The following is a 14,532-nucleotide window of genomic DNA, read 5'->3' on the forward strand; positions in this document are numbered from 1 at the left end:
CGAGGGTTTCCGCGAGCTGGTCGAGAGCGGCGCGATCACGCTGCCGGATGGGCAGCCGACACGCCGCAGCCGACGCCACGGCGGCGAGTGAGCACGCCGTGATCGGGGAGAATTCGGCCATGCAGGGTGATTCGATCGACGAGCTCGAGGCCGCGTTCGCGGCGCTCGGGCCGCTGATCAAGGAGTGGCGCAGCTCTGTCGCGTCCGAGTTCGATCCCGAGATGCGGCCGGGCACCTGGATGGTGCTGCGCACGGTGCTGCACCATGGCCGCTCGCAGGGCGAGCCGCTGACGGTGTCGGACATCATCGCCGAGACGCAGATCGACAAGTCGGTCGTGTCGCGGCACCTGCGCGACCTGAAGGAGTACGGCTTCGTCACCCTGCGTCGCTCGGAGGCCGACGCCCGCGTCTTCGTCGTCGAGCCAACGGACGCCGCGCGCGAGCGCGAGGCGGCGATCAAGCGCGCCGCCCGCTCGCGCTACCGCCGGCTGTTCGGCGACTGGGAGGAGCGGGACATCTCGGAGCTGGCGCGACTGCTCAACAGGCTCTCCCAGTCGACGCATCGGCTGCGCTGACCCCGCCGGGGGCCGCCGCTGCGCCACTGTTCGCCACGTCACAGCCCGCCGCGCCGCGTTCCGGCGCGGCGGGCTGCTGCGCGATATGCTGACCGGAGCACCGGGCGCATCGCCCGGCGCGGCATAACCGAATACGGCCCCACGATCCCCGCGGGAGAGTCGCCGGGCGTCAGGATCGACACCGATCCGGCGCGAGTGCGACACCGAAGGAGCAAGCCTCCCCGCCAATCTCTCAGGTCCACGTACCGTGCGGATCGGGCCACTCTGAAAAGCGGAGCCCACGCTCCCGCCGACGGTGAAAGACGACGCGCTCACGCAGGCGCCGCCGAAACTCTCAGGTCCATGACAGAGGGGGAGTTCTCCCGGTCTCATCCGAGCTCCGGGGCACTGGAGAACTCATGGACGCCCTCGAGACCCCAGCCGGCGAGGAGCCGCGCGAGACGCCGCTGCGCGGCGAGCACGATGCCCTCGGCGCTTCGTTCACCGACTTCGGCGGCTGGCTGATGCCGGTGCGCTACTCGTCCGACCTCGCGGAGCACCACGCGGTGCGCCAGGCCGCGGGCCTGTTCGACATCTCGCACATGGGCGAACTGCTCGTCGAAGGACCGGGAGCGGGGGAGTTCCTGGACCACGCCCTGGCCGGCGCGATCTCGGCCGTTCCGATCGGGCGGGCCAAGTACACGATGATCCTCGCCGAGGACGGCGGGATCCTGGACGACCTGATCGTCTATCGCCTGGAGGACGAGGCCTTCCTCGTCATCGCGAACGCCGGCAACCGCGAGACCGTCGCCCGGGCGCTGACCGACCGGGTCGCGGGCTTCGACGCGACGGTCGAGGACCAGAGCGACGACTATGCGCTGATCGCGCTGCAGGGACCCGCGGCGGAGCGCATCCTCGCCGCGGTGGCGCAGCTGACGGACGTCTTGCCCGCTCTTTCCGGGGTGCGGAACTACGCCTGGGGATCCGCGTTCTTCGAGGGCGAGCCGCTGCTGATCGCCCGCACCGGATACACCGGCGAGGACGGCTTCGAGCTGCTCGTCCCGGTCGCGCACGCCGCCGCGCTGTGGCGCGCGCTGCTCGCGGCGGGCGAGCCGCACGGCCTTGTCCCGGCGGGGCTCGCCGCGCGCGACACCCTGCGTCTCGAGGCCGGGATGCCGCTGTACGGCCACGAGCTCTCGCGCGACATCGTGCCCGCGCAGGCGGGCCTCGGCCGCGTGATCCCCGCGGGCAAGACCGGCTTCGTGGGCGAGCACGCCCCGCGCGCCGACGCACGTGTGCTGATCGGCCTCTCGGCCGAGGGGCGCCGCGCCGGCCGCGCCGGCTACGGCGTATACCGTGGCGACGCGCTCGTGGGCGAGATCACCAGCGGCGCGCTCAGCCCCACCCTCGGCCACCCCATCGCCATGGCGTTCGTCGATCCCGACGCCGCGCACGCCACCGACCTGACCATCGACATCCGCGGCACGCGCATCCCGGCGTCCGTGACCGACCTTCCCTTCTACCGGAGGAACTCATGACCGACCTCACCGCCCTCTCCTACACCGCCGAGCACGAGTGGATCTCCGTGGACGGCGACATCGCGACGATCGGCATCACCGACTACGCGGCGGACCAGCTCGGCGACGTCGTGTACGTCGACCTCCCCGCGGTGGGCGCCTCGGTGACCGCTGGCCAGGTCTTCGGCGAGATCGAGTCGACCAAGTCGGTCTCCGAGCTGTACGCGCCCGTCGAGGGCGAGGTCGTCGAGGTCAACGACGACGTGGATGCCGACCCCGCGACGGTCAACTCCGACGCGTTCGCCGCCTGGCTCATCCGGGTGCGGGTGACGTCCGCGCCCTCGGGGCTGCTCGACCGCGACGCGTACGTCGCACTGACGGGTGGCGACGCCCAGTGAGCCGCGACTACGCCGCGCGGCACATCGGCACATCCGCCGCCGACCACGACACGATGGCGGCCGCCGTCGGCATCCCGGCCGACGATCGCGGCGCGCTCGAACGGTTCATGGACGTCGCGGTGCCGCCCGTGATCCGCACCGGATCGCCCAGAGGCGAGGGGCGGCTGCCGCAGCGGGGCGTCTCGGAGGCACAGGCGGTCGCCGAGCTGCGCGCGCTCGCCGCACAGAACCGCGTGCTCACGCCGATGATCGGCCTCGGCTACAGCGACACGCTGACGCCGTCGGTGATCCAGCGGAACGTGCTCGAGAACCCGTCCTGGTACACGGCCTACACCCCCTACCAGCCCGAGATCTCGCAGGGCCGGCTCGAGGCCCTGCTCAATTTCCAGACGATGGTCGGCGACCTCACGGGCCTGCCGGTCGCGAACGCGTCGATGCTCGACGAGGCGACCGCCGCGGTCGAGGGCATGCTCGTCGCGCGCCGCGCCGTGCGCGGTGGAGGCGACGTGTTCGCGGTCGACGCGGACGCGCTGCCGCAGACCAAGGCGGTGCTGGCGGTGCGCGCCGAGGCGCTCGGCATCGAGCTCGTCGAGCTCGACCTGGCCGGCGGCGCCGAGCTGCCGGGCGGTCTGTTCGGCGCCCTCATCCAGTACCCCGGCGCATCCGGGCGGATCTGGGACCCGTCGGGCGTCATCGACGCCGTGCACGTGGCGGGCGGTCAGGTGGTCGTCGCCGCCGATCTCATGGCTCTCACGCTCATCGCGTCGCCCGGGTCTTTCGGTGCGGACATCGTCGTCGGGTCGACGCAGCGCTTCGGCGTGCCGCTCGGCTTCGGCGGCCCGCACGCGGGCTACATGGCCGTGCGCACGGGCCTCGAGCGTCAGCTCCCCGGGCGCCTCGTGGGCGTCTCCGTCGACGCGGAGGGGAATCCCGCGTACCGGCTCGCGCTGCAGACGCGCGAGCAGCACATCCGACGCGAGAAGGCGACGTCGAACATCTGCACGGCGCAGGTGCTGCTCGCCGTCATGGCGTCGATGTACGCCGTGTACCACGGCCCGCGCGGCCTGCGCGAGATCGCGAGCGGCATCGCCATGAAGACCACCCTGCTGCGCGACCGGCTCGCGGAGACGGGGGCGGAGATCCTGCACGATGCGTTCTTCGACACGCTCACCGTGCGTGTGCCGGGTCGGGCTGATGACGTCGTCGCGACCGCGCGCGAGCTGGGGGTCCTCCTCCACCGGTTCGACGCGGACACCGTCGGCATCGCGGTGGGCGAGGCGACGACGATGACGGATCTGCAACGCGTGGCGCGGGCCTTCGGCGGCCCGGAGCAGCGGTCCTTCGGATGGTTCGAGCACCAGGCACCGCGCAGCATCCCGCGCGAGATCCGCCGCACAGACGAGTACCTCACGCATCCGGTGTTCCACACGCACCACAGCGAGACGTCCATGATGCGCTACCTCAAGACGCTGGCCGACAAGGACTACGCGCTCGACCGAGGAATGATCCCGCTCGGCTCGTGCACCATGAAGCTCAACGCCGCGACCGCGATGGCGGCCATCACCTGGCCCGAGTTCGGGCGCATCCATCCGTTCGCACCGCGCGAGGACGTGCCCGGCTATCTCGAGCTGATCTCGCAGCTCGAGGCCTGGCTCGCCGACGTCACGGGCTACGACGCCGTGTCGCTGCAGCCGAACGCCGGATCCCAGGGCGAGCTCGCGGGACTGCTCGCGATCCGCGGATACCACCGCTCGCGAGGCGACCTCCAGCGCGACGTGTGCCTGATCCCGTCTTCCGCGCACGGCACGAACGCCGCCTCCGCGGTCCTGGCGGGCATGAAGGTCGTCGTCGTGGCGACGGGAGAGGGTGGCGACGTCGATCTGGCGGATCTGCGGGCCAAGATCGCCGCGCACGCGGACACACTCGCGGCGCTCATGATCACCTACCCGTCGACGCACGGCGTGTACGAGCACGACGTGCGCGACATCACCGCCGCCGTGCATGAGGCCGGCGGGCAGGTGTACATCGACGGCGCCAACCTGAACGCGCTCGTCGGTCATTCGCGCTTCGGTGACCTGGGTGGCGACGTGTCGCACCTCAACCTGCACAAGACGTTCGCGATCCCTCACGGCGGCGGCGGACCCGGCGTGGGACCGGTGGCGGCCAAGGCGCACCTCGCGCCCTTCCTGCCGTCGCACGCGTTCGCGCAGGGCGACGCGCACCTCGAGGGCATCGGTCCGGTCTCGGCTGCGCCGTACGGCTCCGCCGGCATCCTGCCGATCACGTGGGCGTACATCCGGATGATGGGCCGCGAGGGGCTCACGGAGGCCACGAGCGCCGCCGTGCTGGCCGCGAACTACGTCGCCGCGCGCCTGAAGGATCATTACCCCGTGCTCTACACCGGCGAGGACGGCCTCGTGGCGCACGAGTGCATCCTGGATCTGCGTCCGCTGCGCGAGCGCACCGGCGTGACCGTGGACGACGTCGCCAAGCGGCTGATCGACTACGGCTTCCACGCCCCGACCATGTCGTTCCCCGTCGCGGGCACGCTCATGGTCGAGCCGACGGAGTCGGAGGACCTCGCCGAGCTCGACCGCTTCGTCGAGGCCATGATCGCGATCCACGACGAGGCCGAGCGCGTCGCGGCGGGGGAGTGGCCGGCGGACGACAACCCGCTCGTGAACGCGCCGCACACCGCGGCCGCGGCGATCGCGTCCGACTGGACGCATCCGTACGCGCGCGAGCTGGCGGTGTATCCGACCGGGTCCGTCGCCGCCAAGTACTGGCCGCCCGTGCGTCGCGTCGACCAGGCGTACGGCGACCGCAACCTCGTGTGCGCGTGCCCGCCGATCGAGGCGTTCGCCTAGGCGCTCCGCCGGGCCGTGTCCGTGTGCGGCTGGTGGGAGAGGGCGCGGGTAGGTTTGCACGCGTGAGCTTCGCCGACACCCCCGTCCTCGAGAACGACGTCGTGCGGCTGGAGCCGCTGTCGCACGATCACCGCGACGACCTCGCCGTCGCCGTGGGGGACCTGTCGCGCACGTGGTACACGCGCATCCCGTCGCCCGAGCAGATGGCCGAGGAGATCGACCGTCGCCTCGCGCGCCAGGCGGCGGGGGCGCTCGCGCCGTGGGCGGTCGTCGACGCGCGCGACGGCAGGGCCGTGGGCATGACGACCTACCTCAACCTCGACGACGCCAACCGCCGCCTCGAGGTCGGATCCACGTGGCTCGGCCGCGCGGCACAGGGCACGGGCATCAATCCCGCCGCCAAGCTGCTGATGCTCGAGCGCGCGTTCGACGTGCTGGGATGCATCGCGGTCGAGCTGCGGACGCACTGGCACAACCACCAGTCACGCGCCGCGATCGCCCGCCTGGGGGCAAAGCAGGACGGGGTGCTGCGCAGCCACACGATCATGCCCGACGGCATCGCGCGCGACACCGTGGTGTTCTCGATCCTGAGCACGGAGTGGGCCGCGGTGCGGGCCGGCCTCGAGCACCGCCTCGCCGCGCGCTGAGCGCGCGTCAGAACAGCTCGGGCAGCAGCGTCGCCGCGAGCGGGTATCCGACGAAGGCGATCACGTCGATCACGGTGTGCGCCACGACGAAGGGCATCAGCCGGCCCCAGCGCCGGTAGCACCAGCCGAACACGAGCCCCATCGCGACGTTGCCGATGATCGCTCCCCAGCCCTGGTACGCGTGATAGGCGCAGCGCAGGATCGCGGCGCCCACGATGATCCGCCACGGTCCCCAGGCGAGCCGCGACAGCCGGTCGCCGAGGTAGCCGAGCACGATGACCTCCTCGACGAGACCCGCGCGGAGGGCGGAGAGCACCAGCAGCGGCACCGTCCAGAGCTCGAGCCCGCCGGGGGAGGCCTCGACCGCGACGGTCACGCCGAGCGCGCGCCCGCCGGCGTAGAGCGCCAGGCCGGGGATCCCGATGACGGCGACCAGGGCGATCCCGCGCACGGCGTCGCGGCCGAAGCCTGAGAAGTCGAGGCCGAGCCGGCGCAGCGCGCTGCGTCCCGGCTCCCACAGCAGGTACAGCACGAGCGCCACGAGAGCGAGGTCGAACGCCACGTCCAGCAGGCGATACACGATGTCCCACACGACGGCCGCGTCGAGCGGTGTGTTCAGCCGCGCAGACTGCTCCGACAGCGGCACGGGCTCCAGCAGACGGCGTACGAGAGCGAGCACGGCGTAGAGGGCCGACTGGCCCACGGTGATGGCGAGCACGAGTGCGATCTCGACCCGGACGCGCGTCCGCGCGCGCGCGGAGACCGGGCGCGGGAACGGATCGGTCGTGGCCACCCGGCAAGACTGCCACACGACGATATGCCCGGATCCCGCAAGGATTCGGCCGGCGACCAACAGAATGCCCAACGACCCACGCCCGCTGTAAAGGGTATGTAACGGTTCTGCGCAACATTTGGGTCAGTCCGCCGGTCGGCTTAGGGTGATCGCTATCGCCCACACGTCCACCCGACGCGGGCACCTACCCACCCTTCCCCAGGAGGAACCTCTAGTGAAGCGCAACAAGATCGCCCTGGCGGGCATCACGCTGCTCGGCGCGAGCAGCATCGTGCTCGCCGGCTGCGCAAGCGGCGGCGGCGAGACCGGCGGCAGCGAGAGCCCCGACTCGGGCGCCTCGGACGCCATCATCATCACCAACGGCAACGAGCCGCAGAACCCGCTGATCCCGACCAACACCAACGAGGTCGGCGGCGGCAAGATCCTCGACAGCATCTTCTCGGGCCTCGTCTCCTACCAGGCCGACGGCTCGGTGCAGAACGAGGTCGCGGAGGAGATCACCGTCGACTCTCCCACGCAGCTCACGGTCAAGATCCGCGAGGGCCTGACCTTCACGGACGGTGAGGAAGTCACCGCAGACAACTTCATCAAGGCGTGGAACTACGGTGCGGCGCTCGACAACGCGCAGCTCTCCAGCTACTTCTTCGAGGACATCGAGGGCTTCAGCTGGGACGAGAACCGCGAGGAGCTTTCGGGCCTGGAGCAGGTGGACGACTACACGTTCACCATCACGCTCAACAAGCCGGCCTCCGACTTCGCGCAGCGCCTCGGCTACTCGGCGTACTACCCGCTGCCCGACGCCGCCTTCGAGGACATGGAGGCGTTCGGCGAGAACCCGATCGGCAACGGCCCGTACATGCTGGCCGAGGACGGCGCTTGGCAGCACGACGTCCAGATCGACCTGGTCGCCAACCCCGACTACGACGGGCCCCGTACGCCGCAGAACGGCGGACTGCAGATCGTGTTCTACGCCACGCAGGACGCGGCGTACCAGGACCTGCTGTCGGGCAACCTCGACGTGCTCGACCAGATCCCGGACGCGGCATTCGCGACCTACCAGGACGAGCTCGAGGACCGCTGGGTCAACCAGCCGGCGGCCATCTTCCAGTCGTTCACGATCCCGCAGTACTTCGAGCACTTCGAGGGTGAAGAGGGCGTTCTGCGCCGCCAGGCGATCTCGATGGCGATCAACCGCGAGGAGATCACCGACGTGATCTTCGACGGCACGCGCACGCCGGCCAGCGACTTCACGTCGCCGGTCATCGACGGCTGGAGCGAGGAGCTCGAGGGCGGCGAGGTCCTCGATTACAACCCCGACATGGCCAAGGAGCTGTGGGCCGAGGCCGATGAGATGAACCCGTGGTCGGGCTCCTTCACGCTCGCCTACAACGCTGACGGCGGCCACCAGGCCTGGGTCGATGCGGTCACCAACTCGATCGCCGGCGTCCTCGGCATCGACGCGGCTGGTGAGCCCTACCCCGACTTCGCCGGCCTGCGCGAAGAGGTCACCAACCGCACCATCACGTCGGCCTTCCGCACCGGCTGGCAGGCGGACTACCCGGGTCTGTACAACTTCCTCGGCCCGCTGTACGCCACGAACGCCGGTTCGAACGATGGTGACTACTCGAGCGAGGAGTTCGACTCGCTCCTGGCCGAGGGCATCGCCGAGACCGACCCGGCCGCCGCGAACGCGCTGTTCGAGGAGGCGCAGACCGTGCTGCTGCGCGACCTGCCGGTCATCCCGCTGTGGTACTCGAACGTGACCGCCGGCTGGGCCGACACGGTCGACAACGTCGAGTTCGGCTGGAACTCGGTGCCGCTGCACTACAACATCACCAAGGGCTGAGCCCAGCCAGGTGAACACCGGCGAGGCGGTGGCGTACGCGCCACCGCCTCGCCTCATGTCTCGCAAGTCGTCACACGGTTCTCCCAGGAGGACGGCGTGAGGATTGCATGTCAGGGCGCCGCCGGGCGGGGCCCTTTTCCGTGCGCGAGCACGGTCGTCTAATCCCCGGAGGGAGGCTGAGGGTGGCCGTATACATCCTCAAACGGATCCTGCAGGTGATCCCAGTGTTCCTGGGCGCCACTCTGCTGATCTATTTCATGGTCTTCGCGATGCCCGGCGATCCCATCGCCGCGCTGTTCGGAGACAAGCAGCCGCCCGAGGCGCTGCTCAATCAGCTTCGCGAGCGCTACATGCTCGACCAGCCGTTCATCGTTCAATACCTGAACTACCTGGGCGGGATCCTGCGCCTCGACTTCGGAACGACCTTCTCGGGTCAGGACGTCATGGAGGTGCTGCAGCGCACCTTCCCCGTGACCCTGCGCTTGGCGGTGATGGCCATCGCCATCGCGTTCGTCATCGCGATCGTGGTGGGGCTGACGTCGGCCCTGCTGAAGGGCACGGTCTTCGACCACGCCATGCTGGTCGTCGCGCTGATCTTCGTCGCGGTGCCCATCTTCGTGCTGTCGTTCGTGGCGCAGTTCTTCCTGGGCGTGCAGCTGGAGTGGTTCCGTCCGACGGTGGGCGGCCAGAACGACTGGGGTGACCTGTGGCTGCCCGCCATCGTGCTGAGCCTCAGCATCTACGCCACAAGCATGCGGCTGACACGTTCGTCGACTATCGAGACCCTCGGCCAGGACTGGGTGCGCACCGCGTACTCCAAGGGCCTCTCGCGCGGCCGCGTCATCCCCGTGCACGTGCTGCGCAACTCCATGATCCCGATGGTCACCGACATCGCCGCCCAGTTCGGCGTGCTGATGGTCGGCGCCACCGTGACGGAGGGCATCTTCAACGTGCCGGGCGTCGGCAACCAGCTCTACACGGCGATCATCAAGCACGAGACGCCGACGGTCGTGTCGTTCGTGACCGTGTTCGTGGTGATCTACGTCCTCATCAACCTGCTCGTGGACCTGCTCTACGGTCTGCTCGACCCGAGGATCCGCTATGTCAAGTAACACGCACTTCGTCGCGCCGGTGAAGCAGGCGCAGGTCGTCGTCGACGCGGTCCGGATCGACGAGAAGAAGAGCAACCTCTGGCTCGATTCGTGGCGTGATCTGCGTCGGCGGCCGCTGTTCTGGATCTCGCTCGCTTTCGCGCTGCTCGTCGTCGTGATGGCCGTCGCGCCGATGCTGTTCACGCAGGTGGGAACCTCGGGTGGCGCCTGCCAGCTCGCCAACAGCAACGGCGACCCCACCGCGGAGCACCCCCTGGGCTTCACGCGGCAGGGCTGCGACATCTGGGCGCGCCTGGTGTGGGGTACGCGCACCTCGATGGTGGTGGGCCTGCTCGCCACCTTGATCGGCACCGTCATCGGCGTCGTGATGGGTGCGCTTGCTGCCTTCTACGGCGGCTTCGTCGACTCCCTGCTCTCGCGCATCGGCGACATCTTCTTCACCATCCCCTACATCGTCGCGGCGATCGTCGTCATGACGGTGATGGGCGCGGAGTTCCGCAATGAGCTCACGCTCGCCTTCGCGATCGGTGGATTCTCGTGGGCCTCGACCGCGCGCATCGTGCGGGCGGAGGTGCTGAGGGTGAAGCAGTCGGACTATGTGATGGCCTCCATCGCGCTGGGGCTGTCGCGCTTCAAGACGCTCCTCGTCCACGTGCTTCCGAACGCCATGGCGCCGGTGATCGTGGTCTCCACCATCAGCCTCGGACATGCGATCGTCGCGGAGGCGACGCTGTCCTTCCTCGGCGTCGGTCTCGGCGGCGGCGTGGTCTCGTGGGGAGCCGACATCAGCAACGCGCAAACGCAGATCCGCACGGCGCCGATGGCGCTGTTCTGGCCCTCCCTCGCGTTGACGATCGCGGTGCTCGCGTTCATCACGCTCGGTGAGCTGCTGCGCGATGCCGTCGACCCGAAGTCGAGGGCGCAGCGATGACCGCATCCGATGTCTCGATGACGCGCGCCGACCTGCGCGCGGCTGCGAAGGAGAACGCCGTGACCGAGCCGCTCTTGAAGATTCGCGACCTCAAGGTCTCCTTCGGTACCGGCAAGAAGGCCCGCGAGGTCCTGCACGGTGTGGACCTGGAGATCTACCCCGGCGAGACCGTCGCGATCGTCGGCGAGTCGGGCTCCGGCAAGTCGACGACCGCCGCCGCGGTGATCGACCTGCTTCCCGGCACGGGCAAGGTGACCGGAGGCTCGATCCAGCTGGACGGCGTCGAGCTCACGACGGTCGGCCGCCGCGAGATGGAGTCGATCCGCGGTCGCGAGATCGGCTACGTGCCGCAGGACCCGATGTCGAACCTCAACCCCGTGTGGTCGATCGGCTTCCAGGTCGAGGAGGCGGTGCGCGCCAACGGCCTCGCGACCGGTCGCAAGGAGGTCCGCGCCCGCGCGATCGAGGTGCTCAAGCAGGCCGGCCTCGCCGACGCGGAGCGCCGCCTGCACCAGTTCCCGCACCAGTTCTCGGGCGGCATGCGTCAGCGCGCGCTGATCGGCATCGGCCTCGCGGCCGACCCGAAGCTGCTGATCGCCGACGAGCCCACGAGCGCGCTGGACGTCACCGTGCAGCGGGTCATCCTCGACCACCTCGCATCGCTCACGCGCGACAAGGGCACCTCTGTGCTGTTCATCACGCACGACCTGGGACTCGCGGCCGACCGCGCAGACCGGATCATCGTGATGAACCAGGGGGAGATCGTCGAGGCCGGTCCGAGCCGCGCGATCCTCGAGAACCCGCAGCACCCCTACACGCAGCGCCTCGTCGCGGCGGCGCCGAGCCTGGCGTCGCAGCGCATCCAGGCGGTCGTCGAGGAGCGCGGTGTCGAGCACCTGGACGACGTCGCCGACGCTCCGCCGGTGGTCGAGGTGCGCGATCTCGTGAAGGAGTACCGGATCCGCAAGGGCGGCTTCCGCAGCGAGCCCTTCCGCGCGGTCGACGGCGTGTCCTTCGCGATCCCGCGCGGCAAGACGCTCGCGCTGGTGGGCGAGTCCGGATCGGGCAAGTCGACCGTCGCGAAGATGGTGCTGCAGCTCGAGACGGTCACGAGCGGTCAGATCCTGATCGACGGCAAGGACCCGTCGAGCATGAGCGGCAAGGACGTGTTCCATCTCCGCAGCCGCATGCAGCCGGTGTTCCAGGACCCGTATGGGTCGCTGGACCCGCTGCGCAGCATCGGTCACCTCATCGCCGAGCCGCTCAAGGTGCACAGCTGGGGCGACGAGAAGGCGCGCCAGGAGCGCGTGTTCGAGCTGCTCGAGCAGGTGTCGCTGCCGCGCGAGCTCGCGTGGCGCTACCCGAACGAGCTCTCGGGCGGTCAGCGTCAGCGCATTGCAATCGCCCGTGCGCTCGCGCTCAAGCCGTCGATCGTCGTGCTCGATGAGGCCGTCTCCGCCCTGGACGTGCTCGTGCAGGACCAGATCCTTCAGCTCCTCGCCGAGCTGCAGGCGGAGCTGGGCCTGACGTACCTGTTCATCACCCACGACCTCGCGGTCGTGCGCGTCGCGGCAGACCTGGTGTGCGTCATGGAGCAGGGTCGCGTCGTCGAGCAGGGCACCGTCGACGAGATCTTCGCGTCGCCGCAGCAGGCCTACACGCAGCGCCTGCTGGACGCGATCCCCGGCGCCTCGGTGAACCTGGCCGGCCACTGAGGTGACCGGCCGTCGCGTCCTCCGCCCGGCCACGGGCACCTTCTGGCTCGTGGCCGTGGCGGCGGTCGTGCTGTTCCTGCTCGGCGACGTGGTGGTGCGGGGGAGCTGGGGTCAGGCGCTGCTGATCGCACCGTGGCTGCTCATCCCCGTGTGGTTCGTGTACGTCTTCCTCTACGCGCCGCACCTGGAGGTGGACGAGGACCGCGTGCGCGTGCACAACGTGCTGCGGACGATCGAGCTGCCCTGGTCGACGGTCGACGACATCGTGATGCGCTGGCAGCTCGAGTTCCACCTCACGTCCGATGCGGCGGCGACGGGCCTCGGCGGCCGCAAGGGCGTCGTGGAGGCGTGGTCGTTCTCCCGCCGCTGGGGTGGCGCCGGCCGCAGGCGCACGGACGACACCGAGACGACGCTCGACGTCATGCGCGGTCTGCACGCGTCGGTCGGTCGCCAGCCGGGCGCGCGTCCCTCCGTGTCGTGGGACATCGTCGCGTTCGTCGCCGCCGCGGTGATCGCGGCGTCCTGCGTCGCGTCCGTCCTCATCGCCGGCTGACAAGCCCGGGCCGGGCACCGGGCCACCATTCAGGGCCCGGAACCCGGGCCGCGATAGTATCGAGGGGCTCGGCTCCGGGCCCTCAACTTTTCCCGCCTCCTCCAGCTAAGGATCTTTCATGGCGCGCGCCCTCCGTTCCGACCTCCGAAACGTCGCGATCGTCGCGCACGTCGACCACGGCAAGACCACGCTCGTGGACGCCATGCTGCGCCAGACCGGCTCCTTCGGCGAGCACGCGCACGTCGAGGACCGTGCGATGGACTCGAACGACCTCGAGCGTGAGAAGGGCATCACGATCCTCGCCAAGAACACGGCGATCACGTACAACGGCGCGCACACCGACACCCCCATCACCATCAACGTGATCGACACGCCGGGTCACGCCGACTTCGGCGGCGAGGTCGAGCGCGGCCTGTCGATGGTGGACGGTGTGGTGCTGCTCGTCGACGCATCCGAGGGTCCGCTCCCGCAGACCCGCTTCGTGCTGCGCAAGGCTCTCGAGGCGAAGCTGCCGGTCATCCTGCTCGTCAACAAGACCGACCGCCCCGACGCGCGCATCGCCGAGGTCGAGGAGGAGGCGCACGACCTGCTCCTGGGCCTCGCGAGCGACCTGCAGGACGACGTGCCCGACCTCGACGTCGACGCGCTGCTGGACGTGCCGATCGTCTACGCCTCGGGCCGCGCCGGTGCCGCGTCGCGCAACCGCCCCGCGAACGGCGAGCTTCCCGACAACGACGACCTCGAGCCGCTGTTCGAGGCGATCCTCGAGCACGTGCCCGCGCCGTCCTACGACGACGAGGCGCCGCTGCAGGCGTGGGTCACGAACCTCGACTCGTCGGCGTTCCTCGGTCGCCTCGCGCTGCTGCGCGTCTTCAACGGCGAGCTGAAGAAGGGCCAGACGGTCGCCTGGGTGCGCCAGGACGGCACGACGCAGAACGCCCGCATCACCGAGCTGCTGATGACCAAGGCGCTCGATCGCTACCCTGCCGAGAAGGCCGGCCCCGGCGACATCGCCGTGATCGCGGGCTTCGAGGACATCATGATCGGCGAGACGATCGCCGACCCCGAGGACGTGCGCCCGCTGCCGCAGATCACGGTCGACGAGCCGTCGATCTCGATGACGATCGGCACCAACACCTCGCCGCTCGTCGGCAAGGTCAAGGGTCACAAGCTGACCGCCCGCATGGTCAAGGAACGCCTCGACCGCGAGCTCATCGGCAACGTCTCGATCCGCGTCAACGACATCGGCCGTCCCGACGCGTGGGAGGTGCAGGGCCGTGGCGAGCTGCAGCTCGCCATCCTGGTCGAGAACATGCGCCGCGAGGGCTTCGAGCTCACGGTCGGCAAGCCCCAGGTCGTGACGCGCAAGAGCGAGGACGGCAAGCTCCAGGAGCCCTACGAGCACCTTACGATCGACGTGCCCGAGGAGCACCTCGGCGCGGTCACGCAGCTCATGGCGAACCGCAAGGGCCGCATGGACAACATGATCAACCACGGCACGGGCTGGATCCGCATGGAGTTCATCGTCCCGTCGCGCGGCCTGATCGGCTTCCGCACCGAGTTCCTCTCGATCACGCGCGGCACGGGCATCGCCAACGC

Annotated in this window: 12 protein-coding genes and 1 riboswitch; of the genes, 11 read left to right on the forward strand and 1 reads right to left on the reverse strand. The window is 69.8% G+C overall.

The genetic code is table 11. From position 1 onward, the window contains the following. Positions 1 to 119: 119 nt before the first annotated feature. From RIF89_RS05120 to RIF89_RS05140, 5 genes are all read left to right on the forward strand, one after another. On the forward strand, positions 120 to 575 hold the full coding sequence (locus tag RIF89_RS05120; RefSeq protein WP_309068064.1) for a MarR family winged helix-turn-helix transcriptional regulator: 456 nt from the start codon (positions 120 to 122) through the stop codon (positions 573 to 575). Between the two features lie 141 nt (positions 576 to 716). Continuing rightward, a riboswitch (glycine riboswitch) is annotated at positions 717 to 833 on the forward strand. A gap of 140 nt (positions 834 to 973) precedes the next feature. After that, the gene (gcvT, locus tag RIF89_RS05125) at positions 974 to 2,092 is read left to right on the forward strand and encodes a glycine cleavage system aminomethyltransferase GcvT (RefSeq protein ID WP_309068065.1); all 1,119 of its coding nucleotides are present in this window, start codon (positions 974 to 976) and stop codon (positions 2,090 to 2,092) included. Continuing rightward, positions 2,089 to 2,469: a glycine cleavage system protein GcvH gene (gene gcvH, locus RIF89_RS05130; RefSeq protein WP_309068066.1), complete on the forward strand. Its 381-nt coding sequence runs from the start codon at positions 2,089 to 2,091 to the stop codon at positions 2,467 to 2,469. The genes gcvT and gcvH overlap by 4 nt, the downstream gene beginning before the upstream one ends. A gap of 53 nt (positions 2,470 to 2,522) precedes the next feature. Then, positions 2,523 to 5,336 (forward strand): aminomethyl-transferring glycine dehydrogenase, encoded by a 2,814-nt coding sequence (gene gcvP / locus RIF89_RS05135; protein ID WP_375294432.1) that lies wholly within the window; start codon positions 2,523 to 2,525, stop codon positions 5,334 to 5,336. Positions 5,337 to 5,398: 62 nt separating this feature from the next. Then, complete coding sequence (locus tag RIF89_RS05140; RefSeq protein WP_309068068.1) at positions 5,399 to 5,983, forward strand: GNAT family protein; 585 nt, start codon at positions 5,399 to 5,401, stop codon at positions 5,981 to 5,983. 7 nt (positions 5,984 to 5,990) lie between these two features. On the opposite strand, the gene RIF89_RS05145 is transcribed toward RIF89_RS05140, so the two are convergent. Next, positions 5,991 to 6,776: a CPBP family intramembrane glutamic endopeptidase gene (locus tag RIF89_RS05145; protein ID WP_309068069.1), complete on the reverse strand. Its 786-nt coding sequence runs from the start codon at positions 6,774 to 6,776 to the stop codon at positions 5,991 to 5,993. Positions 6,777 to 6,990: 214 nt separating this feature from the next. Here RIF89_RS05145 and RIF89_RS05150 point away from each other — a divergent pair, with 214 nt between their 5' ends. The 6 genes from RIF89_RS05150 to RIF89_RS05175 form a co-directional block, all read left to right on the forward strand. Further along, entirely contained in the window at positions 6,991 to 8,622 is a 1,632-nt protein-coding gene (locus RIF89_RS05150; RefSeq protein ID WP_309068070.1) for an ABC transporter substrate-binding protein, read from the forward strand. Positions 8,623 to 8,804: 182 nt separating this feature from the next. Then, a complete protein-coding gene (locus RIF89_RS05155) occupies positions 8,805 to 9,734 on the forward strand; it encodes an ABC transporter permease (protein WP_309068071.1) in 930 nt (309 codons plus the stop codon). Beyond that, positions 9,724 to 10,665, forward strand: coding sequence for an ABC transporter permease (locus RIF89_RS05160; RefSeq protein WP_309068072.1), 942 nt, complete (start codon positions 9,724 to 9,726; stop codon positions 10,663 to 10,665). Before RIF89_RS05155 ends, RIF89_RS05160 begins: the two co-directional genes overlap by 11 nt. A gap of 17 nt (positions 10,666 to 10,682) precedes the next feature. After that, positions 10,683 to 12,380, forward strand: a complete 1,698-nt coding sequence (locus tag RIF89_RS05165; RefSeq protein ID WP_309068075.1) for an ABC transporter ATP-binding protein — start codon at positions 10,683 to 10,685, stop codon at positions 12,378 to 12,380. A gap of 1 nt (position 12,381) precedes the next feature. After that, the gene (locus RIF89_RS05170) at positions 12,382 to 12,933 is read left to right on the forward strand and encodes a PH domain-containing protein (protein WP_309068073.1); all 552 of its coding nucleotides are present in this window, start codon (positions 12,382 to 12,384) and stop codon (positions 12,931 to 12,933) included. 118 nt (positions 12,934 to 13,051) lie between these two features. Continuing rightward, positions 13,052 to 14,532: GTP-binding protein (locus RIF89_RS05175; protein WP_309068074.1), on the forward strand; the 1,481-nt coding region annotated here is incomplete at its 3' end.

The sequence above is a fragment of the Microbacterium sp. genome (genome assembly GCF_031178525.1).
Classification (GTDB): domain Bacteria; phylum Actinomycetota; class Actinomycetes; order Actinomycetales; family Microbacteriaceae; genus Microbacterium.

Bases quoted from the DNA above. Each gene is read 5' to 3' on its own strand.
- RIF89_RS05120 (WP_309068064.1), top strand. From the start codon at position 120: ATGCAGGGTGATTCGATCGACGAGCTCGAGGCCGCGTTCGCGGCGCTC.
- gcvT (WP_309068065.1), top strand. From the start codon at position 974: ATGGACGCCCTCGAGACCCCAGCCGGCGAGGAGCCGCGCGAGACGCCG.
- gcvH (WP_309068066.1), top strand. From the start codon at position 2,089: ATGACCGACCTCACCGCCCTCTCCTACACCGCCGAGCACGAGTGGATC.
- gcvP (WP_375294432.1), top strand. From the start codon at position 2,523: ATGGCGGCCGCCGTCGGCATCCCGGCCGACGATCGCGGCGCGCTCGAA.
- RIF89_RS05160 (WP_309068072.1), top strand. From the start codon at position 9,724: ATGTCAAGTAACACGCACTTCGTCGCGCCGGTGAAGCAGGCGCAGGTC.
- RIF89_RS05165 (WP_309068075.1), top strand. From the start codon at position 10,683: ATGACGCGCGCCGACCTGCGCGCGGCTGCGAAGGAGAACGCCGTGACC.